Origin of the sequence: Ruegeria denitrificans (assembly GCF_001458295.1) — a bacterium.
Lineage (GTDB): Bacteria > Pseudomonadota > Alphaproteobacteria > Rhodobacterales > Rhodobacteraceae > Ruegeria > Ruegeria denitrificans.
The window spans coordinates 233,061-259,409 of the sequence record NZ_CYUD01000002.1 but is presented as its reverse complement, the minus strand read 5'-3'; the positions used below and the strand labels follow the sequence as shown (position 1 = coordinate 259,409).

The 26,349-nt window shown below is 58.8% G+C and carries 30 protein-coding genes; 25 read left to right on the top strand and 5 right to left on the bottom strand.

Going from position 1 to position 26,349, the window contains the following annotated elements; genetic code table 11:
• Positions 1-8: 8 nt before the first annotated feature.
• A complete protein-coding gene (locus RUE5091_RS04100) occupies positions 9-1,235 on the bottom strand; it encodes a cytochrome b/b6 domain-containing protein (RefSeq protein WP_058280612.1) in 1,227 nt (408 codons plus the stop codon).
• 170 nt (positions 1,236-1,405) lie between these two features.
• Between RUE5091_RS04100 and fabD the strand changes: the two genes are divergently transcribed.
• The 7 genes from fabD to mltG all read left to right on the top strand — a co-directional run bounded on the left by fabD (position 1,406) and on the right by mltG (position 7,734).
• Positions 1,406-2,344 (top strand): ACP S-malonyltransferase, encoded by a 939-nt coding sequence (fabD, locus tag RUE5091_RS04095; RefSeq protein WP_058280754.1) that lies wholly within the window; start codon positions 1,406-1,408, stop codon positions 2,342-2,344.
• 41 nt (positions 2,345-2,385) lie between these two features.
• Complete coding sequence (gene fabG, locus RUE5091_RS04090) at positions 2,386-3,123, top strand: 3-oxoacyl-[acyl-carrier-protein] reductase (RefSeq protein ID WP_058280611.1); 738 nt, start codon at positions 2,386-2,388, stop codon at positions 3,121-3,123.
• A 209-nt stretch (positions 3,124-3,332) separates the two neighbouring features.
• Positions 3,333-3,566: an acyl carrier protein gene (locus RUE5091_RS04085; RefSeq protein WP_008756330.1), complete on the top strand. Its 234-nt coding sequence runs from the start codon at positions 3,333-3,335 to the stop codon at positions 3,564-3,566.
• A gap of 136 nt (positions 3,567-3,702) precedes the next feature.
• Positions 3,703-4,242 (top strand): GNAT family N-acetyltransferase, encoded by a 540-nt coding sequence (locus tag RUE5091_RS04080; RefSeq protein ID WP_058280610.1) that lies wholly within the window; start codon positions 3,703-3,705, stop codon positions 4,240-4,242.
• A gap of 118 nt (positions 4,243-4,360) precedes the next feature.
• Positions 4,361-5,104 carry a 1-(5-phosphoribosyl)-5-[(5-phosphoribosylamino)methylideneamino]imidazole-4-carboxamide isomerase gene (locus RUE5091_RS04075; RefSeq protein WP_058280609.1) on the top strand — a complete coding sequence of 248 codons (744 nt, stop codon included), beginning with the start codon at positions 4,361-4,363 and terminating at the stop codon, positions 5,102-5,104.
• Positions 5,105-5,307: 203 nt separating this feature from the next.
• On the top strand, positions 5,308-6,573 hold the full coding sequence (gene fabF / locus RUE5091_RS04070; protein WP_058280608.1) for a beta-ketoacyl-ACP synthase II: 1,266 nt from the start codon (positions 5,308-5,310) through the stop codon (positions 6,571-6,573).
• Positions 6,574-7,734, top strand: coding sequence for an endolytic transglycosylase MltG (gene mltG / locus RUE5091_RS04065; protein ID WP_058280607.1), 1,161 nt, complete (start codon positions 6,574-6,576; stop codon positions 7,732-7,734).
• Between the two features lie 35 nt (positions 7,735-7,769).
• On the opposite strand, the gene RUE5091_RS04060 is transcribed toward mltG, so the two are convergent.
• On the bottom strand, positions 7,770-9,026 hold the full coding sequence (locus RUE5091_RS04060; protein ID WP_058280606.1) for a DEAD/DEAH box helicase: 1,257 nt from the start codon (positions 9,024-9,026) through the stop codon (positions 7,770-7,772).
• A 325-nt stretch (positions 9,027-9,351) separates the two neighbouring features.
• Complete coding sequence (locus RUE5091_RS04055; protein WP_306346601.1) at positions 9,352-9,792, bottom strand: winged helix-turn-helix transcriptional regulator; 441 nt, start codon at positions 9,790-9,792, stop codon at positions 9,352-9,354.
• Positions 9,793-9,928: 136 nt separating this feature from the next.
• On the opposite strand from RUE5091_RS04055, the gene RUE5091_RS04050 reads away from it, so the two are divergent.
• Positions 9,929-10,306, top strand: coding sequence for a VOC family protein (locus tag RUE5091_RS04050; protein ID WP_058280604.1), 378 nt, complete (start codon positions 9,929-9,931; stop codon positions 10,304-10,306).
• A 486-nt stretch (positions 10,307-10,792) separates the two neighbouring features.
• Complete coding sequence (locus tag RUE5091_RS04040; protein WP_243470713.1) at positions 10,793-12,136, top strand: DNA-packaging protein; 1,344 nt, start codon at positions 10,793-10,795, stop codon at positions 12,134-12,136.
• A gap of 63 nt (positions 12,137-12,199) precedes the next feature.
• Here RUE5091_RS04040 and RUE5091_RS04035 read toward each other — a convergent pair whose 3' ends face one another.
• Complete coding sequence (locus RUE5091_RS04035) at positions 12,200-13,159, bottom strand: cation efflux transmembrane domain-containing protein (protein WP_165590749.1); 960 nt, start codon at positions 13,157-13,159, stop codon at positions 12,200-12,202.
• Positions 13,160-13,391: 232 nt separating this feature from the next.
• On the opposite strand from RUE5091_RS04035, the gene RUE5091_RS04030 reads away from it, so the two are divergent.
• The 16 genes from RUE5091_RS04030 (at position 13,392) to RUE5091_RS03955 (ending at position 25,947) form a co-directional block, all read left to right on the top strand.
• The gene (locus RUE5091_RS04030; protein ID WP_058280602.1) at positions 13,392-14,564 is read left to right on the top strand and encodes a phage portal protein; all 1,173 of its coding nucleotides are present in this window, start codon (positions 13,392-13,394) and stop codon (positions 14,562-14,564) included.
• Positions 14,557-14,775, top strand: coding sequence for a GTA head formation protein, RCAP_rcc01685 family (locus tag RUE5091_RS04025; protein WP_058280601.1), 219 nt, complete (start codon positions 14,557-14,559; stop codon positions 14,773-14,775). Before RUE5091_RS04030 ends, RUE5091_RS04025 begins: the two co-directional genes overlap by 8 nt.
• A 26-nt stretch (positions 14,776-14,801) precedes the next feature.
• The gene (locus RUE5091_RS04020) at positions 14,802-15,347 is read left to right on the top strand and encodes an HK97 family phage prohead protease (RefSeq protein WP_058280600.1); all 546 of its coding nucleotides are present in this window, start codon (positions 14,802-14,804) and stop codon (positions 15,345-15,347) included.
• A gap of 34 nt (positions 15,348-15,381) precedes the next feature.
• Positions 15,382-16,560 carry a phage major capsid protein gene (locus tag RUE5091_RS04015; protein WP_058280751.1) on the top strand — a complete coding sequence of 393 codons (1,179 nt, stop codon included), beginning with the start codon at positions 15,382-15,384 and terminating at the stop codon, positions 16,558-16,560.
• 178 nt (positions 16,561-16,738) lie between these two features.
• Positions 16,739-17,338 carry a head-tail connector protein gene (locus RUE5091_RS04010; protein ID WP_058280599.1) on the top strand — a complete coding sequence of 200 codons (600 nt, stop codon included), beginning with the start codon at positions 16,739-16,741 and terminating at the stop codon, positions 17,336-17,338.
• Positions 17,335-17,673, top strand: coding sequence for a phage head closure protein (locus tag RUE5091_RS04005; protein WP_058280598.1), 339 nt, complete (start codon positions 17,335-17,337; stop codon positions 17,671-17,673). Before RUE5091_RS04010 ends, RUE5091_RS04005 begins: the two co-directional genes overlap by 4 nt.
• Positions 17,670-18,083, top strand: coding sequence for a DUF3168 domain-containing protein (locus RUE5091_RS04000; RefSeq protein WP_058280597.1), 414 nt, complete (start codon positions 17,670-17,672; stop codon positions 18,081-18,083). The genes RUE5091_RS04005 and RUE5091_RS04000 overlap by 4 nt, the downstream gene beginning before the upstream one ends.
• Before the next feature lie 20 nt (positions 18,084-18,103).
• Positions 18,104-18,517, top strand: a complete 414-nt coding sequence (locus RUE5091_RS03995; RefSeq protein ID WP_058280596.1) for a phage major tail protein, TP901-1 family — start codon at positions 18,104-18,106, stop codon at positions 18,515-18,517.
• 4 nt (positions 18,518-18,521) lie between these two features.
• Positions 18,522-18,842, top strand: coding sequence for a gene transfer agent family protein (locus RUE5091_RS03990; RefSeq protein WP_058280595.1), 321 nt, complete (start codon positions 18,522-18,524; stop codon positions 18,840-18,842).
• Complete coding sequence (locus RUE5091_RS03985; protein ID WP_058280594.1) at positions 18,839-19,048, top strand: rcc01693 family protein; 210 nt, start codon at positions 18,839-18,841, stop codon at positions 19,046-19,048. Before RUE5091_RS03990 ends, RUE5091_RS03985 begins: the two co-directional genes overlap by 4 nt.
• Positions 19,035-19,697, top strand: a complete 663-nt coding sequence (locus tag RUE5091_RS03980; protein WP_058280593.1) for an RcGTA-type gene transfer agent tail tape measure protein — start codon at positions 19,035-19,037, stop codon at positions 19,695-19,697. The genes RUE5091_RS03985 and RUE5091_RS03980 overlap by 14 nt, the downstream gene beginning before the upstream one ends.
• A 16-nt stretch (positions 19,698-19,713) precedes the next feature.
• Positions 19,714-20,346 (top strand): DUF2460 domain-containing protein, encoded by a 633-nt coding sequence (locus RUE5091_RS03975; protein ID WP_058280592.1) that lies wholly within the window; start codon positions 19,714-19,716, stop codon positions 20,344-20,346.
• The gene (locus tag RUE5091_RS03970; protein WP_058280591.1) at positions 20,346-21,233 is read left to right on the top strand and encodes a phage/gene transfer agent baseplate hub protein; all 888 of its coding nucleotides are present in this window, start codon (positions 20,346-20,348) and stop codon (positions 21,231-21,233) included. Before RUE5091_RS03975 ends, RUE5091_RS03970 begins: the two co-directional genes overlap by 1 nt.
• Complete coding sequence (locus tag RUE5091_RS03965; RefSeq protein ID WP_058280590.1) at positions 21,230-21,676, top strand: NlpC/P60 family protein; 447 nt, start codon at positions 21,230-21,232, stop codon at positions 21,674-21,676. Before RUE5091_RS03970 ends, RUE5091_RS03965 begins: the two co-directional genes overlap by 4 nt.
• Positions 21,677-25,642 (top strand): baseplate multidomain protein megatron, encoded by a 3,966-nt coding sequence (locus tag RUE5091_RS03960; protein ID WP_058280589.1) that lies wholly within the window; start codon positions 21,677-21,679, stop codon positions 25,640-25,642. It abuts the gene before it with no gap.
• An 8-nt stretch (positions 25,643-25,650) separates the two neighbouring features.
• Positions 25,651-25,947, top strand: coding sequence for a DUF7742 family protein (locus RUE5091_RS03955; RefSeq protein WP_058280588.1), 297 nt, complete (start codon positions 25,651-25,653; stop codon positions 25,945-25,947).
• Here the strand turns inward: RUE5091_RS03955 and RUE5091_RS03950 are convergent.
• Complete coding sequence (locus RUE5091_RS03950) at positions 25,928-26,266, bottom strand: TraR/DksA family transcriptional regulator (protein ID WP_058280587.1); 339 nt, start codon at positions 26,264-26,266, stop codon at positions 25,928-25,930. The genes RUE5091_RS03955 and RUE5091_RS03950 overlap by 20 nt on opposite strands.
• Between the last annotated feature and the right edge of the window lie 83 nt (positions 26,267-26,349).

Below are 26,349 nucleotides of genomic sequence, written 5' to 3'. Positions count from 1 at the left end.
GGTTTTTCTTATTCGGCTCGTTGCGCGATCAAGTCCACTGAAACAGCAACGGCAAAGGCCAGAGAGTCCTCGCCAGACATTGATTTGCCTACGTCAAAGTCCAGGCGGTTTAGTTCCATAGCCCCGTTCATCGTGGCGGTGTTGTCCTGAAGATCAAGCGTGAAGGGCAGCACGACATCTACTGATTTGTCCCGAATGGTCAGCGGGCCGCGCGCCTCGTAGCCGGTATCGGTCTTGTAGAGGTCAGCCTTGAACTGGGCGGTGGGGAACTGGTTGCTGTCAAAGAAATCAGAGCCCATGGCCTGATCCGTTACCGTTCCGAGGCTTAGCGACGATATCGCGATTGTGACGTCCACCGTTCCGGCCAGGCCCGGCTCGGACGGGTCCTCAAAGGCAATCGCGGCAGTCCAGTCTGCGAACGTGCCGGTCACGGGGCTACCAAGTTGAGTGATGGTAATGGACAGGGTACCTTCCTGCACCTGCCAGTCTGATTGTACCTCAGCCAGTTCTGCCGTGTCTGATGCAGCGACGGAGTGATCCGAGAACACACCTGTGGACCAGCCGCCAAGCAAAACTGCACCCCAGATTGCCACCGCGGCAAAAGCAGGCAGGGCCGAGTGATGTTGGGCAGGTGGCTGCGGCGCGTCCGAACGGCCTGGCAGCATGCGGCGCAGGGTGCTGTCCTTGTCGACCACGTGGTGCTTAAGGGCGCCGGCGATATGCAGGATCAGTGATCCGGCCAGAACCAGGATGAACAGCCAGTGCAGCCCAGCCGTGACCTCGGCGACATAGGGAGACTTGGGTACGAAAGGCAGATTTTGTCCAAGGGGCCACAGGATCGGAGCGAACCCTTCTGCGGCTGCATGGTGCAACCAGCCGGTCAGAGGGACCAGCACCAGCGAGCCATATAGCAACCAGTGCACGACCTCGGCGGCAAAGGCCTCGGGTTTGTGATCTGCGTTCAGCAGGCCCGGTTTTGTCTGCGTCAGTGCCCAAAGGATGCGGGCCAGAGCAACAAAAAAGACGGTGACCCCGACCGTCTTATGGAGAGAGAACAACCGGACCGCCTGCACAAGATCGTCTTCGGTGGTGGGGATCGACGGATCATAGATCGCTTGGGCCAGATTATTGGCAAACCATCCCAGCGGCAGGGCAGTGAAGATAAGCAGGGCGGTTAACCAATGAAAGGTCTTGGTCACACTGCCATAGCTGGAGAAGGTATTTGTCGAGGGCATCGGTTGCTCCGTGCTGGGGTGATTGCGTTCAACCTAAAGCCATAAGATCAGGACGCAATAGCGAGGCCTGCACAGTCAAAGTGCCGGATTGCAGAGGTCAGGCAATGCTTGTGCCGCGCCCTCGCACGGTTTACACCCCGCCGCAACCTAACGTCATCCAAGAGGTCGCAATGACACGCGCATTCGTTTTTCCGGGGCAGGGTGCCCAAACCATCGGGATGGGCAAGGCTCTGGCCGAAGTCTATCCGGCTGCTCAGGCTGTGTTCGACGAGGTCGACGAGGCGCTGGGTGAAAAGCTGAGCAGTCTGATCTGGGAAGGTGATATTGCGGACCTCACACTGACGCAGAACGCGCAGCCAGCGCTGATGGCAACGTCTATGGCTGTGATGCGTGCGCTGGATGCCGAAGGTGTTTCAGTAACCGACGCGGCATTTGTCGCCGGTCATTCGCTGGGTGAATATTCCGCGTTGGCCGCCGCCGGGGCTTTGTCAGTAGCCGATACAGCCCGCCTACTGCGCACCCGTGGTAAGGCCATGCAAAGTGCCGTGCCAGTCGGCGAAGGTGCAATGGCTGCCATTCTGGGCCTGGATCTGGACGCCGTCCGCACTGTGGCCGAAGAAGCCGCACAGGGAGAGGTTTGTCAGGCCGCGAATGACAATGACCCAACGCAAGTAGTCGTGTCGGGTTCCAAAGCCGCCGTCGAGCGCGCGGCCGAGATTGCTAAGGAAAAAGGTGCCAAGCGCGCGGTGATGCTGCCCGTCAGCGCCCCGTTCCATTGTGCGCTGATGCAGCCTGCCGCCGATGTGATGGCTGAGGCACTGGCAGTGGTCGAGATCAAGGCACCGGCTGTACCACTGGTAGCCAATGTGCGGGCCGAGGCGGTCTCGGATCCTAGCCTGATCCGTCAGTTGCTGGTCGAGCAGATCACGGGCTCGGTCCGGTGGCGCGAAAGCGTGCAGTACATGGCGGCTCAAGGCGTGACCGAGACATGGGAGATCGGCGCAGGCAAGGCACTGTCGGGCATGGTCCGCAAGATCGACCGCGCCATCGCGGGCAAGGCCGTGAGCACACCGGAAGATGTGCAAAATGTCATGCAGGCCGAATCGTAAGCTAAATATCGTCGCAACGGACGCACCAAGAGGGAAACCGAATGTTTGATTTGACAGGTAAGAACGCGCTGATCACCGGCGCTTCGGGTGGTATCGGGGGCGATATCGCACGCGCCTTGCACAGCGCGGGCGCCACTGTCGGGTTGTCCGGCACGCGGGTCGAGCCGCTGCAGGCACTGGCGGATGAATTGGGTGAACGCGCGCATGTACTACCGTGTAACCTGAGCGATCCGGAATCTGTAGCGGCGTTGCCAAAACAGGCGGCTGATGCGATGGGGTCGGTTGACATTCTGGTGAACAACGCGGGCATCACGCGGGATAACCTGTTCATGCGGATGTCCGACGAAGAATGGCAAAGCGTTATTGATGTGAACCTGACTGCCACGGCAAAGCTGTGCAAAGGCGTATTGCGCGGCATGATGAAGGCGCGTTGGGGTCGGATCATCAACATCTCGTCCGTGGTCGGCGCGACCGGCAATCCGGGTCAGGTCAATTATGCAGCGTCCAAGGCCGGTATGGTCGGTATGACCAAGTCGCTGGCCTATGAGGTCGCAAGCCGCGGAATCACGGCAAATGCAGTGGCCCCGGGATTCATCACAACTGCGATGACGGACAAGCTGACCGATGATCAGAAGTCCGGAATTCTGGGCCAGGTTCCGGCTGGTCGCATGGGTGAGCCGTCGGAAATTGCTGCGGCAGTTCTGTATCTTGCCAGCCCCGAAGCGGGATATATCACAGGAACAACCTTGCATGTGAATGGTGGTATGGCCATGTTGTGAGCGCACACTGGCGCAGGCGCGAAAGCGTTTGCGTCGGGCGTTGTCTGTGCTATAGGCGGCGCATGTATGCAGGGGTCGGCCGATGGGTCGGCCTTCTACTTTCCCGGTAATCGGGAATCCAAACCGCCCGGACCGGGCAAATCAAGGCCAGCCTGAGCGGGCAAGGGCAGAACCGGGCACTACGCCCTGAAATGGAATGAGGAATAGACATGAGCGACGTCGCAGATCGCGTTAAAAAGATCGTTGTTGAGCACCTGGGTGTTGAAGAAGACAAAGTAGCAGAAAACGCTTCCTTCATCGACGATCTGGGCGCAGACAGCCTGGACACTGTTGAGCTGGTCATGGCCTTCGAAGAAGAGTTCGGCATCGAAATCCCGGATGACGCAGCCGAAACCATCCAGACCTTTGGCGACGCCGTCAAATTCATCTCTGAAGCGTCCTAAGCGTTTCAAATCCTTAAAAACGGCGCTTCCGGGCAACGGAGGCGCCGTTTTTTATGCCCGACGCAAATTCATCCTTGCTTGACGCTTTTTCGCTAAGCACTGTTAGGACTGAGGCAAATTTCTGAGCGGGCAGGGCATGATACGATCCACCCCGACGATCAACACGGCACGCTTGATGCTCTGCGCCATGCGTCCCGAAGATTTCAACCGGTTCGCCGAGATTTGGCGGAACCCGTGCATTGTACGCCATATCGGTGGCAAACCACGTTCGCGCGGTGAGGCGTGGGATTCATTTCTGCGCAATGCCGGGCACTGGCAGATGGCCGGGTTCGGGCAATGGGCGGTGTTACACCAATCGAATCGTCAGATGATTGGTCAGGCAGGATTTTTCTATGGCAACCGCGCGATGGGTGAGGATTTCGACAGTTACCCCGAGGCTGGGTGGATTCTTGTCCCCGAAGCGCAGGGTCAGGGATTGGGCATAGAAGCAGCCCAGGCGGCGCATGATTGGTTTGACCGAATTATGCCTGGGCCCTTGGTTGCAATGGTAAATTCGGCGAATGATGTCTCGCAGAAGCTGGCTAAAAAGCTGGGCTATATGACGATGCGCGAAAGTGAATACAACGGTTCAGAGGTTGTGTTGCTGCGCCGGAATGGGCCACCGAAACGTCTGTAATCCTGACTGCGGCGATGCCGCAAAAAGTCCTCAGTTTGCCGAAACTGATAAAATCCAACGCAAGTCTCATGTATATTCTACACAGGATTGCCATGTGATTGAGCGGAGGAATGGGCTCATGAGGATTTACCCCACTATGGAACTGCAGAACGGCCGGTGTGTGACGCTGGACAAAGGCCGTCTGGACAATGCCATGATTTGGCATGTGGACCCAGTTGAAACAGCACGCAGCTGGTCGGCAGCCGGTGCAGAATGGATGCAACTGACGGATTTCGATGCGATCGAAGGCCGCGACACCAACGCCGAACTGGTTGAGGAAATCATCCGCTCGGCCGAGATGCCGGTGCAACTGGCTGGTGGTATGCGCGCACGCGAACATGTCGAACATTGGATCGACAAGGGCGCGGGGCGGGTCGTTATCGGAACGCTCGCCGCACGGGATCCCATCTTGGTTAAGGAACTGGCCAAGTTTTACCCGGACCAAATTGTTCTGGCGGTCGACGTCTGGCAGGGTTTTGTCATGACCGAGGGGTGGCGCAGTCAAAGCGCCTTTACCCCCGAAGCCTTTATCGAAGCCTTCGCGGATACCCCGTTCGCGGGTATCGTAGTGACGGATATCGACAGCGATATGGAAGATGTCGAGGCGCAGCTGGGCCTGATCTCGGGTCTTGCGGAAAAATCGCGTACGCCGGTCATCGCCAGCGGTGTTGTGCGAACGGCGGACGATATCTCTCGCTTGGCTTATATCCATAATATTTCAGGTGCGATTGTTGGGCGCGCGCTGTTCCGCAAGTCACTGAGCCTGGGAGAGGCGCTGGATGTGGCCAAAACCGCCCATGAACCCGTAGCGCAATTCCAGTAACGGAAAAACTACGCGAAAACCGCCTTTTGTCTGTTCAGGCAGGGGGCGGTTTTTCAATTTAAAGTCTTTCAGGCGGTGGCAGACGGAATTTCTTTCGGTTTTGGCAGGATGAGGCCGGAAGGGATTGTGCCGTAGCCCTTGCCCCCGGACCCCGGGCCGGGGTATGAGCGGTTCTCAAACAGGAAGCAGGCAAGAGGCATTTCATGCGCAGAGTCGTTGTAACCGGTCTGGGATTGGTCACGCCGTTGGCCAGTGGGGTCGAGGAAAGCTGGTCACGGTTGCTGGACGGAGAATCCGGCGCGGGCCCGATCACGCAGTTTGATGCTGTGGCAAGCGGGGTCACCACGACCTATGCGTGCGAAGTGCCGCGTGGTGATGGCACCAACGGGACGTTCAACCCCGACGATTGGATGCCGCCAAAAGAGCAGCGCAAGATCGAAGACTTTATCCTGTACTCCATTGCGGCCGCTGAAATGGCCTGCAAGGATGCCGATTGGTTGCCCGAGGACGAAGAGGATCGCTTGCGCACCGGCGTTCTGATCGGTTCGGGTATCGGTGGTCTGGGTTCCATCGCGAACACAGCCAACCTGATCCGTGACAAGGGCCCGCGCCGCGTGTCGCCATTCTTTATCCCCGGTGCTCTGATCAACCTTGCCTCGGGCCAGGTGTCGATCCGTCATGGTTTCAAAGGTCCTAACCACTCGGTGGTGACCGCCTGTTCGACCGGTGCACATGCCATTGGTGATGCCAGCCGTATCATCCGTGCTGGTGACGCGGATGTCATGGTTGCAGGTGGCGGCGAGGGCTGCATCTGCGAGATCGGCATTGCGGGCTTTAACGCGTGCAAGGCACTGTCGACCAAATATGCAGACGATCCGAAGAAAGCCAGCCGCCCGTATGACATCGACCGCGATGGTTTCGTCATGGGCGAAGGCGCAGGCATCGTCGTGCTGGAAGAGTACGAACACGCCAAAGCGCGCGGTGCGAAAATTTATGCCGAGGTTCTGGGTTATGGCATGTCCGGTGACGCCTATCACATCACTGCACCGTCCGAGGATGGCGACGGGGCAGAGCGTTCCATGAAGGCCGCCCTGCGCAGTGCAGGGCTAGAGCCAAAGGACCTAGATTATATCAACGCGCATGGGACTTCGACCATGGCGGATACGATCGAACTGGGCGCGGTGGAACGTCTGTTGGGCGAACATGCTGACAAGGCGACCATGTCCTCTACTAAATCGGCCACCGGTCACCTACTGGGCGCGGCTGGCGCGATTGAGGCGATCTTCTCGATCCTTGCGATCCGCGATCAGGTCGCTCCACCTACGATCAATCTGGACAACCCGGCCGTTGAGACCCCGATTGATTTGGCACCAAATGCCAAACGCGAACGTGAGATCAACGTGGCGCTGTCGAACTCGTTCGGGTTTGGCGGCACCAATGCCAGCGTGATCTTCGGAAAGGCCAGCTAAATGTGGCGGGCTTTGGCATCGAACGCGCTGACCATACTGGTGGTCGGCCTGTTTTTGATCGGCGGTCTGATCCTTTGGGGGCAATCGCAGTACAAGTCCGAAGGCCCGCTGGAAACCGCCATGTGCCTGCAGGTGAAAAGCGGCTCGAACATGACCCGCGTCAGCCAGCAGTTGGAAGATGAAGGTGCCATCAGCAGCGCCATGATTTTCCGGATGGGCGCGGACTACACCGACAAGGCGCAGCAGCTGAAAGCGGGCAGTTTTCTGGTTCGCGAAGGCGCGTCGATGGCGCAGATCATCGATGATATCACCAGCAGCGGCGCCAGCACCTGCGGGTCCGAAATTGAATATCGGGTTGGTGTTACACGGGTGCAGACTCGAGTTCGTGAGTTGAACCCAGCCACTTTGGAATTTGTTGAGATTGCCAGTTTCGAGGCTGGTGAAGAAGAAACTCCTGCAGAATATGCTGAAAAGCGTCAGGACGCCGATACGCGGTATCGCGTCTCAGTCGCCGAGGGCGTGACCTCGTGGCAGGTGGTCGAGGCGCTTAAGGGTATTGACGCCCTGACCGGTGAGGTGTCCGAAGTTCCAGCCGAGGGCATGTTGGCCCCCGACAGCTATGAGCTGGCCCCGGGTGATGATCGGGCTACCGTGTTGCAGGACATGCAGGCGAAGCAACAGTTGCGGATCAACGCGGTTTGGGAAAGCCGGCAGGACGATTTGCCGATCAGCAGCCCCGAGGAGATGCTGATCCTTGCGTCGATTATCGAGAAAGAAACCGGTGTTCCACATGAGCGTGGGCAGGTGGCCAGTGTCTTTGTGAACCGGCTTGAGAAAGGCATGAAACTGCAGACAGACCCGACCGTGATCTATGGCGTCACCAAGGGGCAAGGCGTGCTGGGCCGCGGTCTGCGTCGTAGTGAGCTTCGTCGAGCAACCCCTTGGAACACCTATGTGATCGACGGTCTGCCACCGACACCCATTGCAAATCCTGGCCTCGCAAGCCTTGAGGCTGCCGTGGCCCCGGAGGAAACGAATTTCGTGTTCTTTGTGGCGGATGGCACAGGTGGGCATGCCTTTGCGGAAACTCTGGATGAGCACAACCGCAACGTCGCCAAATGGCGAGAGATTGAAGCCGAGAGAAACAGCTCGAGCAACTAAGAAAAGGGCCGCGTCAAAAACGCGGCCCTTTCTTTTTAAGCGGCGGGGCGTCTGCGTGGGCGGCGGCGTTTCGACGCTGCAGGTTTCGACGTCGAGTTTGCCCCTTGTGGTTTACGCCCCCGGAACCCACCACGATTGCGCGTTTTCTTGGGTTCGGCAAATTCGGGCATGGTGCCGCTGGCGACCGGAATTTCAATCTTCATCAGCTTTTGAATCTGACGCAGTTGATCCAACTCATCCGGCGCGCAGAAGGCAATGGCTTCGCCTTCACGACCAGCACGGGCTGTGCGGCCAATGCGGTGGACATAGTTGTCTGGCACCTCAGGCAGGTCGTAGTTGATCACATAGGCAACGCCGGGAATGTCGATGCCACGCGCGGCCACGTCAGTGGCGACAAGAACGTTGATCTCTCCGGCGCGAAATGCCTTGATTGCGCGGTCGCGCTGGCCCTGGCTTTTGTTTCCGTGGATCGAGGCCGCGTTGAACCCGTCGGCCACCAGGCCCTTCATCAGCTTTTCTGCACCGTGTTTGGTGCGGGCGAAAACCAGCGTCAGTGCCTCCATGTCAGCCGACAGAATTTCGCGCAGCTTTTGGGGCTTTTCGGCCCGGCTGAGGAAATGCACCGACTGTGTGATCTTGTCTGCCGCCTTGCCCGGAGGCGAGACCTGCACTCGCTGCGGGTTTGTCAGATAAGACTGGCTGAGCTCCTCCATCTGTTTCGGCATTGTGGCCGAGAACAACATGGTTTGGCGCGGTGTGCCGAGCGCGGGCGCGATTTTGCGCAGGGCGTGGATAAAGCCCATGTCCAGCATCTGGTCGGCCTCATCCAGTACCAGATGGCGCACCGAGCTGAGATCAACGGCCCTGCGTTCCATCAGATCGATCAGGCGGCCCGGCGTGGCGACCAGAATGTCACTGCCGCGCGACAGGAATGAGATTTGCTTGCCGATGGATTGGCCGCCAACCACGGTGCCCACGCGCAGTTTCGTCTTTTGTGTCAGGTTGCGCAGGCTTTCTGCGATCTGGTTCACCAATTCGCGGGTGGGGGCCAGTATCAAAGCCTTGACCGTTTTCGGTGCAGGTTTGCCTGGCTGTGCTAGCAGGTGGTCAATCAGCGGCAGGCCAAAGGCCAGCGTCTTGCCGGTGCCGGTCTGCGCCAGCCCCAGGATATCGTGACCTTGCAAGGCCAGCGGGATCGCCTGGTTCTGAATTGGGGTGGGTTGAGTGAAATTAGCGCGTTGCAACGCGTCATTTAGCGTAGGCGCTAGGCCCAGCATGTCAAAGTCGAACAAATAACTATCCTTTTCAGCCCCGGGTATTAGCCCAAGAGCAAGTCGTGACGGGCCGCATTTGCGACCGGCAGGGGTTGTACGAGACCTCGGGATATGCAGGCGGTTCCTGCACCATCTGGTCGTCGCATCAAGAACCCTGCGTGAAGGGGAACTGTTGGATGAATCGGGCGCTGTGGGGCTGTTTAATGGCCAGAATGCTCACGCGGCAGCGCTGTGTTTGGGTGCACATGGCGCTTGATCAGGGGAATGTCAAGCTTACAGGACGGTATGACGGGTTATCTGCCTTCTGTGTTGCACAACGAGCAGAATTGCGCCTTTGGCCCGTTTACAAGGGTAAGCCAACGGCCTGGTTGACCGTGAGACCTGTACTGACGGCCCTGTAGATCGGGAACGGCATCCGTACCGAGGTTTCAATTTCACGCTTGATCCAGTCGACATCCTCTAACTCATGCAGCGACGATGACAAAGCCCGATCCGTGATCGTCATCAGGTTTGATTTGAGCATTGAAAAGCGATGAGGGGTGCCGGTCAGCGCCAGTATTGGAACAGTCCATGTTTTGCGAAGCAGTTTGAATTTTGAATCATCTGGAACGGCAGCGACGATGGCTTTTGCTATCGCGGCAGCGTCGACCCCGGCAGGGGTTAACCGGAATTCGGGGCGTAATGGGTGTCCATGGCCCGGATTTCTTTCGATCAGTTTAAGTTGAATGAGATGGTCGAGACTTGCTGAAAACGCGGTTCTGCCCGCGCTGGTGGCCGCGAGCAAGGGCGCCTGACGGCCAGGAATGCCAGAATGTAGCAGGGCCAGAATGTTCAGTGACCAGGCACGGGAGGTCAACTTGACAAGAGTATTTATGTCCATAAAGTATAGTTACTATAAATTCAGTTATAGGGAAAGTTCAATGCCGGTTGTTTCATTGAAGAACACGATCACATTTGCGATTTCGGTGCGAGATCGGCATGTCAGTGCCGACTGGTACAATGCCATGCTTGGGTTTGAACTGGCCTGTCATATAGATGATGCCGGTTGGAGCGAGATGAATACAAATGTACTTGGTGTGACATTGGGGTTGGGTGAACAGACCCAGCCTACACCTGGCAATTGCGTTCCGGTCTTTGAGGTCGCTGACATTTCTAACGCGCGTGCAGCGTTAGAGGCTGCGGATGTGAAGTTCGATGGTCCTACTGAAACCATCGAAGGAATGGTCAGCACGGCCACTTTCTATGATCTAGATGGGAATGCACTGATGCTGGCGCAGGATTTAACGGGCAGCAGCTAGAACTTACCTACGTCGTGAACCAAAAGTTAATCTCCACCGTACGGTGCCCGTTGCGTGTGTGTTGCGTAACATATTGACTTTGCGAACTTATTTTCGTATAAGTTATGTCATGCTAGAAGAGGTGGGCAGCGGCCCCGGGGAAACTCGGTGGCCGTTTTTCGTTTCTCTCGTGCGGAGAAAACTCTCGCATGAGGTCACAGGCAAACATGACTTTGATTACCCCGGAAGAGCGGATGTCCCAGACGGCGGAACTTTTGCAGTCGCTTGAGATATCCATTCGCGGTTTGCGCCAGGCAGCGGAAGAACTGCGCAGGCAAATCGGAACCGGGGAGGATGCAGACCTGGCTGGCACAGCCAAACAACTTGGGCAGTTAGAGGGGCTGATCCGAAGTTGTCAGAAAGTGGAGACAAGCTTTGTCGAACAACATCACAGACAAGCCGGAATTGCCCAAGGAGGGTACGCACTCGACCTTGAGCGCGCTCGATTTGAAATCGGGTGCAGGTTGGCTCGCCTCCGCAGATGCTGCGGTTCGGGAGAGATTTCTGAATGAGTTCGGGGAGGGGGGGCTGTGCGCCCTCCCTTTCCTTTTTGAGTTTTGGGCGCTGCCGCATCAGTTGCCGCCAGAAGGTGATTGGCGGTCCTGGGTGATCATGGGGGGACGTGGGGCTGGCAAGACACGCGCCGGGTCCGAATGGGTGCGTTCGATGGTCGAAGGGGCGAAACCATTGGATAAGGGCGAAGCCAGCCGTGTTGCGCTGGTGGGAGAGACCTTTGATCAGGTGCGCGATGTGATGATCTTTGGTGATAGTGGGATTTTGCAATGTTCACCGCCAGATAGACGACCGCAGTGGAAAGCATCGGAACACAAGCTGATCTGGCCCAACGGGGCCGAGGCGCAGGCGTTTTCTGCGCATGATCCCGACGGGTTGCGGGGGCCACAGTTCGATGCAGCCTGGGTCGATGAGCTGGCCAAGTGGAAGAAGGCGGGCGAGACCTGGGACATGCTGCAATTTGCGCTGCGATTGGGTGAACGGCCTCGGGTCTGTGTGACGACCACCCCGCGCAATGTGAAGGTTTTGAAAGAGTTGCTGGCCTCTCCGTCCACCGTGCAAACCCATGCGCCGACCGAGGCGAACCGGGCCAATCTGGCGGCGTCGTTTCTGGACGAGGTGCGGGCACGTTATGCCGGTACACGGCTGGGGCGGCAGGAACTGGACGGTGTGTTGCTGTCAGATGCCGAAGGCGCGCTGTGGACCGGGTCGATGTTGGATGCGGCGCGATCTGCGCAGGTGCCCGAGGTGGATCGTATTATCGTAGCGCTGGACCCGGCGGTGACGTCCGGCTCAGGCGCGGATGCCTGCGGGATCGTGGTTGTTGGCGCGCAGATGCAGGGGTCGCCCGAAGAGTGGCGCGCCTATGTGCTGGCCGACAGGACGGTACAGGGCGTAGGCCCGTCGGGCTGGGCGCAGGCGGCGATTGACGCGATGGATGAATTCGGGGCCGAACGGCTGGTGGCCGAGGTCAATCAGGGTGGGCAACTGGTGGAAGAGGTCGTGCGGCAGGTGGACCCTCTGGTCCCGTTCCGGGCTGTGCGAGCGTCGCGTGGCAAGGTCGCGCGGGCCGAGCCTGTGGCAGCACTGTACGAGCAGGGGCGGGTGAGCCACGTGGCCGGGCTGGACGCGCTAGAGGAGCAGATGTGCCAGATGACCGCGCGCGGATTCGAGGGGCAGGGCTCGCCCGACCGGGTCGACGCGCTGGTCTGGGCGCTGCATGAATTGATCGTAGGACCTGCAGGGGTGTATCGGCGGCCTAGGGTGAGAACTCTTTGAGGCGGGGCCAGTCCTCAGCCGGAGGAAGACCATCCAACATACGGGTATAGCTTGCGGCGCAAACTAAATGGGATTCAGTTCTTCCGGCCAACGCCGGGGATGCTCTGAAATCATTAGCATGACATCCGCACCGGGTAGAGCCTGACGCGCATCCCGGATCATGCGCAGGTTCAAGCGGTCGACCTCCACTGCTGAAATCGGGCGATCAGGGTCATAGTAAACGGATACGAGGTAGGTTCGTCCTAACTTTGTAACCGACATATCCAGCAAGGTCCCGCCGTCTTCTGCGATTGCAGCGCGCAAAGACCGTCGGGCAGCTGCAAGTTTCGCTGGGCTTGCACTGATACCAGCCAATTCGCCCAATCCCCCACGGAATTCCCGGACGTACGATCCGATGGCCAGTAAACACAGCAGCATCACAATTATCGAGTCTCCAACCGGAGCAATGGATGCCAGGGGCCCGTCCTTGTACAGGTAAATTGCACCTAACCCTACGCCAGCAGCCGCGGTGACAATCCCGTCAAACATTGCGGCCTTGGCCTCAAGGCGCAGGATAGAACTGCATCGCCCGGTACGACGCCATGTGAAGTGGTGAAAACCCCAAAGAATTGCACATGTGACCCCGATAAGGGCAAAGTAAATCATCATCGGGCCAAAATACAGCGGCTCGGGCGTCAAGCCGTTGTAATAGCTGTAGATGTTCTTGAGCGCGTTTGCGACAGCGAACAAGATCAGGCCAAGCAGGGAAAGTGACCGGAAGGTCGCGAAGATGGCCTCGTCAGCGGCGTAACCAAAGGGCCGGAGGTTGTCAGGCCCCGCATCAATTCGAAGACTGATCCGTCGCCCGAGCAAGGCAGAGCCAAATCCGATCAGGGAAAACAGACCATCCATCATGATCGCATTGGAATTCGAAAGAATTCCGGCCAGTAACCCCGCCGCAGCCATAAACAAATTGCCCCACATGGCGACTAAAAGAGATCGGCTTTCCAAGTGCTTTCTGTCTTCGGGATTCTGAGGTGTCATACCGCTTAGCTCTGGAGTGATATCGAACAAGCCCACCAATAGCCATTCGCCAGAAAATGGCCACCCCTTAGTCGGAAGCAACAGAACCAGTGTGCAGTCGTTGCGAAAGCACTTTTTTGATTCATCTTGAGTGTTGCCCATGCCTCGTACGCTGCATTCCCAAGGCTTAAACTTCTTTCCGTCATAACTCCTTTCAACAAGCCGGGCAGAACGGCGGCAGAAAGGAGCACAGATGGTATTCGATTTCTTGCGTCGTGGAGCGGCAGAGGAAGCGCCCGAAGCAAAGGCAAGTGCAGCCGGCCCCGTAGTGGCCTGGCAAACCGGTGGGCGCGTGGCGTGGAGCCCACGGGATGCGGTATCGCTGACGCGGACGGGATTTTCGGGGAACCCGGTGGGGTTCCGCTCGGTCAAGCTGATTGCCGAGGCGGCGGCGGCGTTGCCTTTGGTGCTGCAGGACCGCGAACAGCGGTTTGAGACGCACCCGATGCTGACCCTCATGCGGCGTCCGAACGCAGCGCAGGGGCGGGCTGAGTTGATGGAAGCTGTGTTTGGCCAGCTGCTGCTGTCCGGCAACGCTTATATCGAGGCAGTGCAGGCCGAAGATGGACTGCCGGTTGAACTGCACGTCCTGCGCTCAGACCGGATGAGCGTGGTGCCGGGCGCGGATGGGTGGCCCAAGGCCTATGACTACAGCGTCAGTGGCAAGACGCACCGGTTTTCGGCGGAAGTCATCTGCCACATCAAGTCCTTTCACCCACAGGACGACCACTATGGGTTCTCGCCGATGCAGGCGGCGGCCATGGCGATCGACGTGCATAACAGTGCGTCGCGCTGGTCGAAATCGCTGTTGGACAATGCGGCGCGGCCATCGGGGGCGCTGGTGTGGAAGGGCGGCGATGGCCACGGGGTGATGGCCGAGGATCAATTCCGCCGTCTGAGTGACGAGATTGAGCAGAACTATCGCGGGGCGCGCAATGCGGGACGTCCGATGGTTCTGGAAGGGGGGCTGGACTGGAAACCGATGGGTTTCTCACCGTCCGACATGGAGTTTCAGAAGACCAAGGAAGCCGCCGCCCGCGAGATCGCGCTGGCCTTTGGGGTCCCGCCAATGTTGCTGGGGATTCAGGGCGACGCGACCTATTCGAACTATCAGGAGGCCAATCGGGCGTTTTATCGCCTGACCGTTCTGCCCCTGGTGACGCGGGTGGCGGCGGCGGTGTCAGAGTGGCTCTCGGGCTTTACCGGTGAAGATCTGCTGCTGAAACCAGATTTGGATCAGGTGCCCGCCCTGGCCACCGAACGTGATGCGCAATGGACCCGCGTCAGCCGAGCCGAATTCCTGACGGATGCCGAGAAACGATCTCTGCTGGGGCTGCCGGCGTTGGCGGAGGAAGCGGATGGCTGAAGGGTATCCGCCATTCGACTGCGCGCCGGGCCTGCGTTTGGCCGCGCATGAAAGGGTGGCTGAGATTCAGCACGCGCATCTGTGCAAACGGTTGGATCAGATCGAAGAGATGATGGAACGGCTAGAGCGCCGGTTGTGGCTGACAGTCTATGGGGTGGCCGCGGTGATCCTAGCGCAAGCGTTTCAGTCGTTTTTATCGGTAACACCATGATTTCAGATACTTATGAGGAGTAGTTCATGGATTTGGAGCGCAAGTTTGCAAGGTTCGGCGATGGGCTTTCCGTGTCCAAAGATGCGGTGATCGAGGGATACGCAAGCCTGTTCGGTCAGGTTGATCAGGGCCGTGACGTCGTGCAGAAAGGTGCCTATAGCGCATCGCTGGATGGGCTGGTGAGGGTCGGTCAGCGGGTCAAAATGCTGTGGCAACACGATCCGGCGCAACCTATCGGCGTCTGGGACGAGGTGCACGAGGATGACAGGGGCCTGTGGGTTAAGGGTCGCCTGCTTGAAAGCACGCAAAAGGGTCGCGAGGCGGCGGAACTGATCCGGGCCGGTGCCATGGATGGTCTATCGATTGGTTATCGCACAAAGCGAGCTGTGAAGAATGACAAGGGCCATCGGGTCCTGACGGAACTGGAGCTGTGGGAGGTGTCTCTTGTGACTTTCCCGATGCTGTCCAGTGCGCGGGTGGCGGCAAAGGGGGCGACCCTGGATGCCGAAATGACCCTGCGCAGTATCGCCGAGGTGTTCAATGACGCCCGGCAGGAGCTGGCGCGACCCTAGCGCGCCTCAAACCCACCCAAGAATGGAAGTGCTGATGAGCAAGACCGAAACCCCGGCCTTGACCGGAGAGGGTGCGCCCCTGGTTCAGGAGGTGAAGCAGGCAATGGCTGGCTTCGTGAATGAATTTAAGGGCCTGAAGGCTGAAGTGAAAACCAAACTGCAACAGACAGAAGAGCGACTGACCATGCTGGATCGTAAATCAACCATCGCGGCGCGCCCGCATCTTGCCGCCTCGATCGAAGAGGGCGCACCACACCAAAAAGCGTTCGACGCATATGTGCGTTCGGGCGATGATGACGGTCTGCGCGGACTGGATATTGAGTCCAAGTCGCTGTCGAGCGCTGTCAATAGCGACGGCGGCTACCTTCTTGATCCTCAAACGGCCGAGATTATCAAATCGGTGCTGAAATCCACGGCTTCGATCCGTTCGATTGCCTCGGTGGTGAATGTCGAAGCGAATTCATTTGATGTTCTGGTTGACCACACCGATGTGGGTGCGGGTTGGGCGGATGAGGCTTCGGCCGCGACCGAAACCGCAACGCCGTCGATTGACCGTATCTCAATCGCTCTGCACGAGCTGAGCGCGCTGCCTAAAGCGTCGCAACGCCTGCTGGATGACAGCGCGTTTGACGTCGAAGGCTGGCTGGCCGGTCGTATCGCTGACAAGTTTGCCCGCGCCGAGGCGTCGGCCTTTATCAGTGGCGACGGTGTCGACAAACCCAAAGGTATTCTGGATCACTCCAAGATCGATAATGACGTCTGGGATTGGGGCAATATCGGCTATGTGCCGACCGGCATTGATGGCGGTGTCGATGCGGATTCCATTGTGGATGTGGTTTATGCGCTGGGCGCGCAGTACCGGGTCAACGGTACTTTCGTGATGAATTCCAAAACTGCTGGCCTGATCCGCAAGCTGAAGGACAGTGATGGCCGCTTCTTGTGGTCGGACGGTCTGGCTGCCGGTGAGCCCGCGCGTCTGATGGGCTATCCGGTGCTGATCGCCGAGGATATGCCGGATGCGGCCTCCGACAGCTTCTCGATAGCGTTCGGTGATTTCCAGGCAGGTTACACCATTGCCGAGCGTCCCGATCTGCGGGTTCTGCGTGACCCGTTCAGTGCCAAGCCGCACGTTCTGTTCTACGCCACCAAACGCGTCGGCGGCGACGTGAGCGACTTTGCTGCGATCAAGCTGATGAAATTCGGCACCGTCTAAGCGATGGCGAATCCGGGGGGCTGGGGAACCGGCCCTTCGGACGGCGGGTACGGGCCGGGGTGAGATCCCCTGCGTTGTCTAGCTGCTCCCCTCCGTCCGAGCAACGTGGGGCGGCGCGTGCCTGCCAATTTCCTGAAGTGACGACCCCCGGAGGGGGCCGAGATTGCGGAGTGAATGGATGATGTTGATCGAAGAAACCGCCATCGCGGATGCGGCGCTGCCGGTGGATCAGTTCAAGGCGCATCTGCGGCTGGGAACCGGCTTTGCCGAGGGCAGCGTGCAGAACGAGGTGCTGAACGGGTTCCTGCGGGCGGCGATCGCAGCGATCGAGGCACGCACCGGTAAGGTGCTGATTGAACGTGAGTTTTCCTGGAGCCTGAGCGAATGGCGTGATGCCGCCGGCGAAGTGCTACCGGCGGCTCCGGTTACGGCTGTGGACGCCGTGACTGTTACCAACGCAGCGGGTGTGCAAAGCACAATCGCATCGGGTGATTACCGCCTGGAACAGGACAGTCAACGCCCAAGGCTGCGCCCTACGGGGCCGACTTTGCCGAATGTTACGACGGCTGGTTCGGTGAAGATCACTTTTACTGCAGGCATGTCGGCAGATTGGGGCGGGCTGCCTGCTGACCTGGGTCAGGCTGTACTGTTGCTGGCTGCTCACTACTACGAGTACCGGGATGAAACGGCTTTGGGCGCTGGTTGTATGCCCTTCGGCGTAACCAGTTTGATCCAGCGCTATCGCGCTGTGCGCTTTGGTGCAGGGGTGACGCAATGAAGATGCCGCTGTTGAACCGAAAGTTAGTGCTTGAAGCACCGGTCCGCACGGCCGATGGCGCGGGTGGATTTATTGAAACCTGGCAGGTGTTGGGCACGGTCTGGGCCGACGTCACTGCGCGCAGCGGGACCGAACGTCAGGTGGCCGGGGTGCCTGTGTCGCGCGTGGGTTATCGCATCGTCGTGCGAGGCGCGCCAGAAGGATCACTGATGCGCCCTTCGCCGGATCAGCGCTTTGTCGAAGGGGCGCGCCGCTTTGTTATTCGCGCGGTCGCCGAACGTGACCCGCGCGGTCAGTACCTGACCTGTTTCGCAGATGAAGAGGTAGCGGCATGAGCTATGGCGTATCAGCGGCCTTACAAGCGGCGGTCTATCAGCAGCTTTCAGGCGATGCGCAGGTCAGCACGCTGTCAGGGGGCGCGATCTATGACGCGGTGCCCGCAGGGGCGGTACCCCCGACCTATGTGTCATTGGGCCCGGAAGAGGTGCGGGACGCTTCGGACCGATCGGGCGCGGGTGCAATGCACCGGTTCACGGTGTCGGTGATGTCCGAGGCCTCTGGGTTCGGCGCTGCCAAGACGTTGGCCGGGGCTGTGTGCGATGCGCTTGAGGGTGCCGCGTTGGCCCTGGATCGTGGGCAACTGGTGGGGCTTTGGTTCGAACGCGCCTCGGCCCGCCGCACGGGAACTGGCGGAGCTGTCCGCCAGATCGACCTGAGATTCCGCGCACGTGTGGAAGACGACTAAGCAATCAACGGAGAGAGCATATGGCTGCCCAGAACGGAAAAGACCTGTTGGTCAAAGTGGATATGAACGGCTCGGGCCTGTTCGAGACCATCGCGGGGCTGCGGGCCACGCGGGTCAGTTTCAACGCGGAGAGTGTGGATGTCACCAGCCTGGAAAGTCAGGGTGGCTGGCGAGAGCTGTTGTCAGGGGCAGGGGTGAAGTCCGCTGCGATCTCGGGTTCGGGCGTATTCAAGGACGCGGGCACTGACGAGCGCGCGCGACAGCTGTTCTTTGACGGTGAGACACCAAATTTTCAGGTGATTATCCCCGATTTCGGCATCGTCGAAGGCGCGTTTCAGGTCACCGGCATCGAATATGCAGGCTCGCACAATGGTGAGGCGACATATGAGATGAGCCTGGCCAGCGCCGGTGCCTTGGCCTTCACGGCGCTGTAATTCGATGGCCAATCCGTGGACGGGCGAGGTGGCATTGACCATCGATGGAGAGCGGCGGGTGCTCAAGCTGACGCTGGGTGCTTTGGCGGAATTGGAACAGGAGCTGTGCACCGGTTCTTTGGTGGAGTTGGTGCAGCGGTTCGAAAGCGGGGCCTATTCGAGCGGTGATGTGCTGGCGTTGATTGTGGCCGGGCTGCGGGGTGGTGGGGCCGATATGGCCCGCACTGACCTGCTGCGCGCCGAGATTGAGGGCGGTCCGATGGCGGGTGCCAAGGCAGCGGCTGAACTGCTGGCGCGAGCCTTCATGGTGCCGGGTGGCGCATGAGCGGGTTTGACTGGCCCGTCCTGATGCGGGCCGGTTTCGTCGGCCTGCGTCTGACACCGGATCAGTTCTGGCGTCTGACCCCGGCCGAGCTGCGGTTGATGCTGGGGCAGGGGGCAGGGATGCCAGCGATGAACCGGGCGGGACTGGACGCCTTGCTGGCGGCCTATCCGGACAAGGAACAAGGAGAGCGTGATGACGGATCGTGACGGGTTGGATGACCTGCAGGAACGGGGCGAGGCGCTGGGCGACTCGTTGGGGGATGCAGCGTCGATGGCGGCTGCTTTCGACAGTCAGATGAAGCGGATCAGCGCGGCCTTTGAAGAGACCGGCAAGGACGTTGCCACCTTGGAGCGCGGCATGTCCGGCGGTTTGCGAAAGGCGTTTGATGGTGTGGTGCTGGACGGCATGAACCTGTCAGATGCGCTGGATGTGCTGAAGAACTCGATGATCCGAACGGCTTATTCGGCAGCGATAAAACCTGTGACGGATCATTTTGGCGGCATGTTGGCCAATACGGTCGGTGGTCTGGTGCAGGGGATTTTGCCCTTTGCCGATGGCGGCAGCTTCTCGCAAGGACGGGTAATGCCCTTTGCCAATGGCGGTGTGGTCAGTGGCCCCACGACCTTTCCGATGCGCGGTGGCACTGGACTGATGGGCGAGGCCGGCCCCGAGGCGATCATGCCTCTGGCGCGCGGGCCGGACGGCAAGCTGGGGGTGCGTACATCCGGCAGTGGGCGCGCGGTGAATGTGGTGATGAATATCACAACGCCGGACGTGCAGGGGTTCAGGCGCAGTCAGGGTCAGATTGCCGCCCAGATGAGCCGCGCCTTGGGGCGCGGCAATCGCAACAGGTAACACGAGGGAGCAGCTGATGAATTTCCACGAGGTAAGATTTCCCGCCAGCCTGAGCTTTGGCTCGGTCGGCGGCCCCGAGCGGCGCACTGATATCGTGACGTTGGCCAACGGGTTCGAAGAGCGCAACACGCCTTGGGCGCATTCGCGGCGCCGCTATGACGCCGGATTGGGTATGCGGTCGCTGGACGATATCGAGACGCTGGTTTCATTTTTCGAAGCCCGTCAGGGGCAGATGTTTGGTTTCCGATGGAAAGACTGGTCGGATTACAAATCCGGAACTGTGACGGCAAACGTGGCGCAAGCCGATCAGGTCATTGCGCGTGGTGACGGTAAAAAGACGGAGTTTCAGCTGGTCAAAACCTACAGCTCGGGTGGGTTCAGCTATGTTCGTCCGATCGTCAAACCCGTTTTAGGCACGGTCAAGATCGGGCTAGAGCAGGACCAGATGCGCGAAGGCGTCGACTTTGAAGTCGATTTGAATAGTGGTCTCATCACCTTTTCAGCGCCGCCGCCGGAAGAGGTGGAAATCACCGCCGGGTTTGAATTCGACGTGCCGGTTCGTTTTGACACCGACAAGATACAGACCAGTGTGGCCAGCTTCCAGGCAGGCGATGTACCCAATGTTCCGGTGGTCGAGGTGCGTGTCTGATGAGTGGCAATAAACAAGGGCTGTACGCCCATTTACAATCCGGGCTGACCACGACCTGCCGATGCTGGGCGATCCGGCGTGAGGACGGGCAGGAATACGGCTTTACCGATCATGATTTGGAACTGAACTTTGAAGGAATGACTTTCAAAGCAAGCACAGGATTGACGGCCACGGCGATCGAACAGGCTACTGGCCTGTCCATCGACAACTCTGAGGCTATGGGCGCTTTGTCAGATGCCGCTGTCTCGGAAGAAGACATCGAAGCTGGCCGGTTCGATAACGCGGAAGTCCGGGCCTGGCTGGTCAATTGGGCCCGGCCGGATCAACGCATGCTGCAATTCAAAGGCTCAATTGGGGAAATGCGCCGAGCGGGTGGAGCATTTCATGCCGAATTGCGCGGACTGACCGATCTGCTGAACCGCCCGATGGGAAGGATTTATCAGAAACCCTGTACCGCGGTTCTGGGAGATGGTGCTTGTAAATTCAATCTCAGCGCGCAGGGGTATCAGGCCGAAGCGAAAGTAGTTGCGGTGATCGCTGGCACTGTTTTGCAGTTGAAGGGCGCGCAGCCTCCGCATGCAGAATGGTTTAAGCGCGGCAGGTTGGATGTCGTGTCCGGGCGAGCGTCCGGGCTATGGGCGGCGATCAAAAGGGACGAACGGATTACGGGGGGGCGTAACATTACGCTTTGGTCCGGTATCAGCGGTGGCTTGGCTGTCGGAGATCAAGTCAAGCTTACCGCCGGATGTGATAAAAGCATGAGTACCTGTCGCAGAAAATTCAACAACATCATAAACTTTCAGGGATTTCCAGATCTTCCGGGCGAAGATTGGGTGATGGCCGTACCCAAGCAGGGAAATCCCAACACTGGGGGAAGTAGACGATGAACACCCGCAGGCAGGATATTGTGAATGAAACACGGAGCTGGCTGGGAACGCCGTATGTGCATCAGGCTTCGGTCAAAGGGGCAGGTGCAGATTGCCTGGGCCTTTTGCGCGGTGTGTGGCGTGCGCTTCTGGGACACGAGCCCGAAGCAGTTCCGATCTATAGCATGGACTGGTCCGAGCCACAGGGCGAGGAACGCATGTGGGACGCCGCGCGTCGCCATCTGATTGAAAAAAGCCCGGACACCGCAGAGGCAGGCGATGTCCTGTTGTTCCGCATGCGTGACGGGTGTGTCGCGAAACATGTGGGCGTCGTCAGCGAAACCGGGCCGGTGCCACGGTTCATTCATGCCTATTCCGGCCACGGCGTTGTCGAAAATACGCTGAGTGACCCCTGGCGACGCCGGGTGGTCGCCTGTTTTGAATTTCCGCTGGAGGACATCTGAATGGCTACAATAATTCTGTCTGCGGCAGGGGCTGCAGTTGGTGGCGCAATTGGCGGTACCGTTGCGGGGTTGTCGACAGCGGTAATCGGTCGCGCCGTTGGCGCAACGCTGGGGCGGGTCATTGACCAGCGGTTGATGAGCCAGTCGGTCATGGGCGGCGGCAGCGAAGTGGTCGAAACTGGACGGTTGGATCGATTCCGCCTGACAGAAACCGGAGAAGGTGCGCCGGTCACCACGGTTTACGGGCGTATGCGGGTAGGTGGACAAGTCATATGGGCATCCGATTTTCTGGAAACGAAAAGCACAAGCACGACCACCCAAGGCGGCGGGGGCGGTGGAAAAGGTTCTCCTAAATCGCCCGAGGTCACAACGACCACACATAGCTATAGCTATTCGATTTCGATGGCCATCGCGGTAGGGGCCGGACGGATTTCCGACGTCCCGCGCATTTGGGCGGACGGAGAGGAACTGGAGCGTGCCGGGCTGAACATGCGCATTTATCGAGGGGATAACCAGCAGCTACCGGATCCCTTGATCGAAGCGATCGAAGAATCCGGCAATGTCCCGGCCTATCGCGGCACGGCCTATGTGGTGATTGAAGGGCTGCAGCTTGCGGCGTTCGGAAACAGGGTGCCGCAGTTTTCATTCGAAGTCGTGCGGCAAGAGCAGCCAGGTCTGCCAGATACTCCGGATGCCCTGTTCAAATCCATCCGAGGCGTTGCCCTGATGCCTGGTACCGGTGAATATGCGCTAGCCAGCGAGCAGATCAATTATACCAAGGGGCGGGGACAGAGTTGGGCGGCGAATGTGAACTCTGCGTCGGGGGTGGCGGATCTGGTGACCTCGACCCGGGCGCTGCAACGCGAATTACCAACCTGCGATGCTGCATCGTTGATCGTGTCGTGGTTTGGGGATGATCTGCGGTGCGGTCAATGTCAGATTCAACCGAAGGTTTTGCACAAGGATATCGAAGGCGAATCCATGCCTTGGCAGGTGACAGGTGTAGATCGCCAGGCTGCCCAGATTGTTAAGCATGAAGACGATCGGCCTTTATACGGTGCAACGCCTGCGGATCAATCTGTGATTCAGGCGATCCAGCATTTGAAAAGCATTGGCAAGCGGGTGATGTTTTACCCGTTTATTTTGATGGATCAGTTGCAGGGCAACGGTTTGCCCGATCCGTGGTCGGATGCGGGTAACCAGCCGCACCTTCCCTGGCGGGGGCGGATCACGCTCAGCACCGCACCCGGTCGGGATGGATCGCCGGACAAGACTGCAACGGCCGACGCGCAGGTGGCTGCGTTCTTTGGAACCGCAAGTGCCGGTGACTTTGTTGTCGGTGGTGGGGACGTGACCTATAGCGGCCCCCAGGAATGGGGCCTGCGCCGGTTCATTCTGCATTACGCGGCGCTGTGCAAAGCTGCCGGAGGGGTGGAGTCGTTCTGCATCAGCTCTGAAATGCGTGGGCTGACGCAAATCCGCGGTCTAGCCGGGTTTCCTGCCGTGTCACAAATGCAGGCGCTGGCCGCCGAAGTGCGCGAGATATTGGGGTCCGACACGAAAATCGGGTATGCGGCGGATTGGAGTGAGTACTTCGGTTATCAACCCAAAGACGGGACGGGAGATCGGTATTTCCACCTTGATCCTCTGTGGGCTGACGAAAACATCGATTTCGTCGGTATCGACAATTACATGCCTCTGTCTGATTGGCGGGATGGTGGAGATCATCTGGACCGGAAAGCCGGCGCTGATGCGATTTATGATCTCGACTACCTTCGCGGCAATATCGAAGGTGGTGAGGGTTATGATTGGTACTATGCATCACCGGAAGAGGCCGAAGCGCAGATACGGACGCCGATCACTGACGAGGACCATGGCGAAGCGTGGGTCTGGCGGTACAAGGACTTGCGTAACTGGTGGGTGAACAGGCACCACGAACGCATTGGTGGCGTCCGGCAGGCGGATCCGACGGACTGGGTGCCTGGCTCAAAACCGATCTGGTTTACGGAACTGGGGTGCGCAGCCATCGACAAGGGGACCAACCAGCCCAACAAGTTTCTTGATCCCAAATCCTCGGAATCCAGCCTGCCGCGCTACTCTTCCGGTCGGCGCGACGACTTCATGCAGCTTCAGTACCTGAAGGCGATGCATGGGTATTGGTCTGATCCGGCGATCAATCCGCTTTCAGACCAATATGCTGGTCGGATGGTGGATATGGCGAACGCCTATGTCTGGGCTTGGGACGCACGTCCTTTCCCAACTTTTCCAAACCTGCGCAGCCAGTGGAGTGATGGGGCGAACTATCCTCGGGGGCACTGGCTGAATGGGCGGTCCGGGACACGGTCTCTGGCCTCTGTGGTCACTGAAATCTGCCATGGTGCAGGGGTAACGGATATCGACGTATCGCGTCTTTATGGCGTTGTCCGGGGGTATGTTGTTGAAGATGTATCCAGTGCGCGCGCTGCATTACAGCCTTTGATGTTACGTTACGGGTTCGACGCAATTGAACGGGATGGTGTGTTGCTGTTTCAAATGCGTGACGGCAGCAAAGCTATTGAGTTGAATACCGATATTCTCGCGGACAGTTCTGATGTCGAAGGCCGCCTAGAATACCGTAGGGAGGCCGAGGCCGAAATGACCGGCCGCGTTCGGTTGCGGTTTGTGCAATCTGATGCCGACCATGATGTCGCATCCGAAGAGGCTATCCTGCCGGATACCCGCACACACTCGGTTTCGGTAAATGAAATGCCTCTGTCGCTGACACGCGCCGAAGGCCGCCAGACCGCCGAACGCTGGTTAAGTGAGGCGCGGGTCTCGCGCGAGACTGCGCGCTTTGCCTTGCCGCCGTCGATGTTGCATCTGGGTGCAGGTGATGTGGTCAGCCTGCCCAAAGAAGGGCAGAGCGCGCGCTATCGCATCGACCGACTTGAGCAAGCAGACTTGCAATTGGCCGAAGCGGTTCGGATCGAGCCAAGTGTCTATGCGCCCTCTGACCTGCCCGACGACGAAGTGTCGATCAAACCTTTTGTGGCACCGGTTCCCGTTTTGCCCGTGTTCATGGATCTGCCGCTGCTGACTGGATCTGAAGCACCACATGCCCCTTACCTTGCTACGTCGGCCAATCCATGGCCCGGCAGTGTAGCCGTCTACTCGGCCGCCAGCGACGAAGATTATGCGCTGCAAGAGGTGATCTCGGGGCAGGCAGTTATTGGCTTTACCGAAACTCCGTTGTGGCGGGCCAGTGCGGGTGTCTGGGATGAAGGCTCGCCGCTGCGGGTCAATCTGGTGGATGGCCTGCTGGAATCGCGCCCTCGGGATGCGCTGTTGAACGGGGCCAATCTGGCGGCGATCGGGGACGGGACGCCAGGCAATTGGGAGTTGTTTCAATTCGCCGACGCTACTCTGCAAGACACGGGCATCTATACATTGTCCGGCCGGTTACGCGGCCAGTTAGGAACGGATGCGCTCATGCCTGATGTCTGGCCGGATGGTTCGATGTTCGTCCTGCTGGATCAGCGCGTCTATCAGACCAGTCTGTTGCGCTCTGAACGGCGGGTGACCAAACACTACCGCATCGGTCCCGCGACACGCGGATACGATGACCCGTCTTATGTTCATCTAACCGAGGCGTTCGACGGCAACGGATTGCGCCCATATGCACCCGTGCACCTAAAAGCAAAGAGAACACCCGCGGGCGATGAACTTTCGTGGGTACGCCGGACCCGGCAGGATGGCGACGATTGGGCAGGGATTGAGGTGCCGTTGGCCGAGGAAAGTGAAACCTATCTTTTGCAGATACTGGCAGACGGGAGCCCGAAACAGGAGCAGATCGTAAGCGAACCGCGCTGGACCTACACTCCTGCTATGAAAGCTGCAGACGGTGTCAGTGGCCTGTATGAGGTCCGCGTAGCGCAGGTGTCGGCCAACTATGGGCCAGGATTATCTGCCTTTAAAACAGTCGGGTAAGTTACGGTATGCGTCCTGTCCTGCACGGAGACGTCAGTGCGGCAGCGCGGGCCTTGCTGGCCGCGCTGCCGCAGAATCGCGACCGCTTGTGTATTCGCATGATCCACGAAGCCGAACTGGCCGACAAACATGTTGGCCAAACGGGTAAGCTTCACCCGGTATTCGGTAATGGCTCGTTAATGGCCACAGCACGTAATAGGCAATTGGCGGATGAGCCCGGTTTTGATGATGTGCAATATTGTCGCTGTTTCGAGATTGTTCTGCGTCATTTAATCCGGTTTCAGATCAGCCGGACGCGCAACTGACGCATTTCGTGGCGGCGAGGTCCAGATTTAATCGACCTATAGGAATCTCATCGCTGCAATCCTCGCAATACCCGAATTCGCCGTCGCGAATACGGTCCAGCGCGGCCTGCAACCGCCGCGCCTCGATATCCCGGTTGGCCTGCTGTGCTTTGGCCATTGCCTGATTCTGCAGCGCGTCCATTCTGCTTAGACGTCCGATAGCCTGCTGATCCAGTTCTACAATAGCCTGAGCCGGCCTTTCGGCGTTTGAATGATCCGCAATTTCAGCCAATCGTGCCTGAATTTTCGTTTCAAACTCTGCCAAATCAGTTTCATTCATTTTCGTTACTCTGCAGATCACGGGTTTGCGTTTGGCGTTTTTACAACTAAATGGCATTCTAGGCGCAGCAAAGGATCAAAAGC

Coding starts and splice junctions, on each gene's coding strand:
- RUE5091_RS04100 (WP_058280612.1), bottom strand. CDS start 1,235: ATGCCCTCGACAAATACCTTCTCCAGCTATGGCAGTGTGACCAAGACC.
- fabD (WP_058280754.1), top strand. CDS start 1,406: ATGACACGCGCATTCGTTTTTCCGGGGCAGGGTGCCCAAACCATCGGG.
- fabG (WP_058280611.1), top strand. CDS start 2,386: ATGTTTGATTTGACAGGTAAGAACGCGCTGATCACCGGCGCTTCGGGT.
- RUE5091_RS04085 (WP_008756330.1), top strand. CDS start 3,333: ATGAGCGACGTCGCAGATCGCGTTAAAAAGATCGTTGTTGAGCACCTG.
- RUE5091_RS04080 (WP_058280610.1), top strand. CDS start 3,703: ATGATACGATCCACCCCGACGATCAACACGGCACGCTTGATGCTCTGC.
- RUE5091_RS04075 (WP_058280609.1), top strand. CDS start 4,361: ATGAGGATTTACCCCACTATGGAACTGCAGAACGGCCGGTGTGTGACG.
- fabF (WP_058280608.1), top strand. CDS start 5,308: ATGCGCAGAGTCGTTGTAACCGGTCTGGGATTGGTCACGCCGTTGGCC.
- mltG (WP_058280607.1), top strand. CDS start 6,574: ATGTGGCGGGCTTTGGCATCGAACGCGCTGACCATACTGGTGGTCGGC.
- RUE5091_RS04050 (WP_058280604.1), top strand. CDS start 9,929: ATGCCGGTTGTTTCATTGAAGAACACGATCACATTTGCGATTTCGGTG.
- RUE5091_RS04035 (WP_165590749.1), bottom strand. CDS start 13,159: ATGACACCTCAGAATCCCGAAGACAGAAAGCACTTGGAAAGCCGATCT.
- RUE5091_RS04030 (WP_058280602.1), top strand. CDS start 13,392: ATGGTATTCGATTTCTTGCGTCGTGGAGCGGCAGAGGAAGCGCCCGAA.
- RUE5091_RS04025 (WP_058280601.1), top strand. CDS start 14,557: ATGGCTGAAGGGTATCCGCCATTCGACTGCGCGCCGGGCCTGCGTTTG.
- RUE5091_RS04020 (WP_058280600.1), top strand. CDS start 14,802: ATGGATTTGGAGCGCAAGTTTGCAAGGTTCGGCGATGGGCTTTCCGTG.
- RUE5091_RS04015 (WP_058280751.1), top strand. CDS start 15,382: ATGAGCAAGACCGAAACCCCGGCCTTGACCGGAGAGGGTGCGCCCCTG.
- RUE5091_RS04010 (WP_058280599.1), top strand. CDS start 16,739: ATGATGTTGATCGAAGAAACCGCCATCGCGGATGCGGCGCTGCCGGTG.
- RUE5091_RS04005 (WP_058280598.1), top strand. CDS start 17,335: ATGAAGATGCCGCTGTTGAACCGAAAGTTAGTGCTTGAAGCACCGGTC.
- RUE5091_RS04000 (WP_058280597.1), top strand. CDS start 17,670: ATGAGCTATGGCGTATCAGCGGCCTTACAAGCGGCGGTCTATCAGCAG.
- RUE5091_RS03995 (WP_058280596.1), top strand. CDS start 18,104: ATGGCTGCCCAGAACGGAAAAGACCTGTTGGTCAAAGTGGATATGAAC.
- RUE5091_RS03990 (WP_058280595.1), top strand. CDS start 18,522: ATGGCCAATCCGTGGACGGGCGAGGTGGCATTGACCATCGATGGAGAG.
- RUE5091_RS03985 (WP_058280594.1), top strand. CDS start 18,839: ATGAGCGGGTTTGACTGGCCCGTCCTGATGCGGGCCGGTTTCGTCGGC.
- RUE5091_RS03980 (WP_058280593.1), top strand. CDS start 19,035: ATGACGGATCGTGACGGGTTGGATGACCTGCAGGAACGGGGCGAGGCG.
- RUE5091_RS03975 (WP_058280592.1), top strand. CDS start 19,714: ATGAATTTCCACGAGGTAAGATTTCCCGCCAGCCTGAGCTTTGGCTCG.
- RUE5091_RS03970 (WP_058280591.1), top strand. CDS start 20,346: ATGAGTGGCAATAAACAAGGGCTGTACGCCCATTTACAATCCGGGCTG.
- RUE5091_RS03965 (WP_058280590.1), top strand. CDS start 21,230: ATGAACACCCGCAGGCAGGATATTGTGAATGAAACACGGAGCTGGCTG.
- RUE5091_RS03960 (WP_058280589.1), top strand. CDS start 21,677: ATGGCTACAATAATTCTGTCTGCGGCAGGGGCTGCAGTTGGTGGCGCA.
- RUE5091_RS03955 (WP_058280588.1), top strand. CDS start 25,651: ATGCGTCCTGTCCTGCACGGAGACGTCAGTGCGGCAGCGCGGGCCTTG.
- RUE5091_RS03950 (WP_058280587.1), bottom strand. CDS start 26,266: ATGAATGAAACTGATTTGGCAGAGTTTGAAACGAAAATTCAGGCACGA.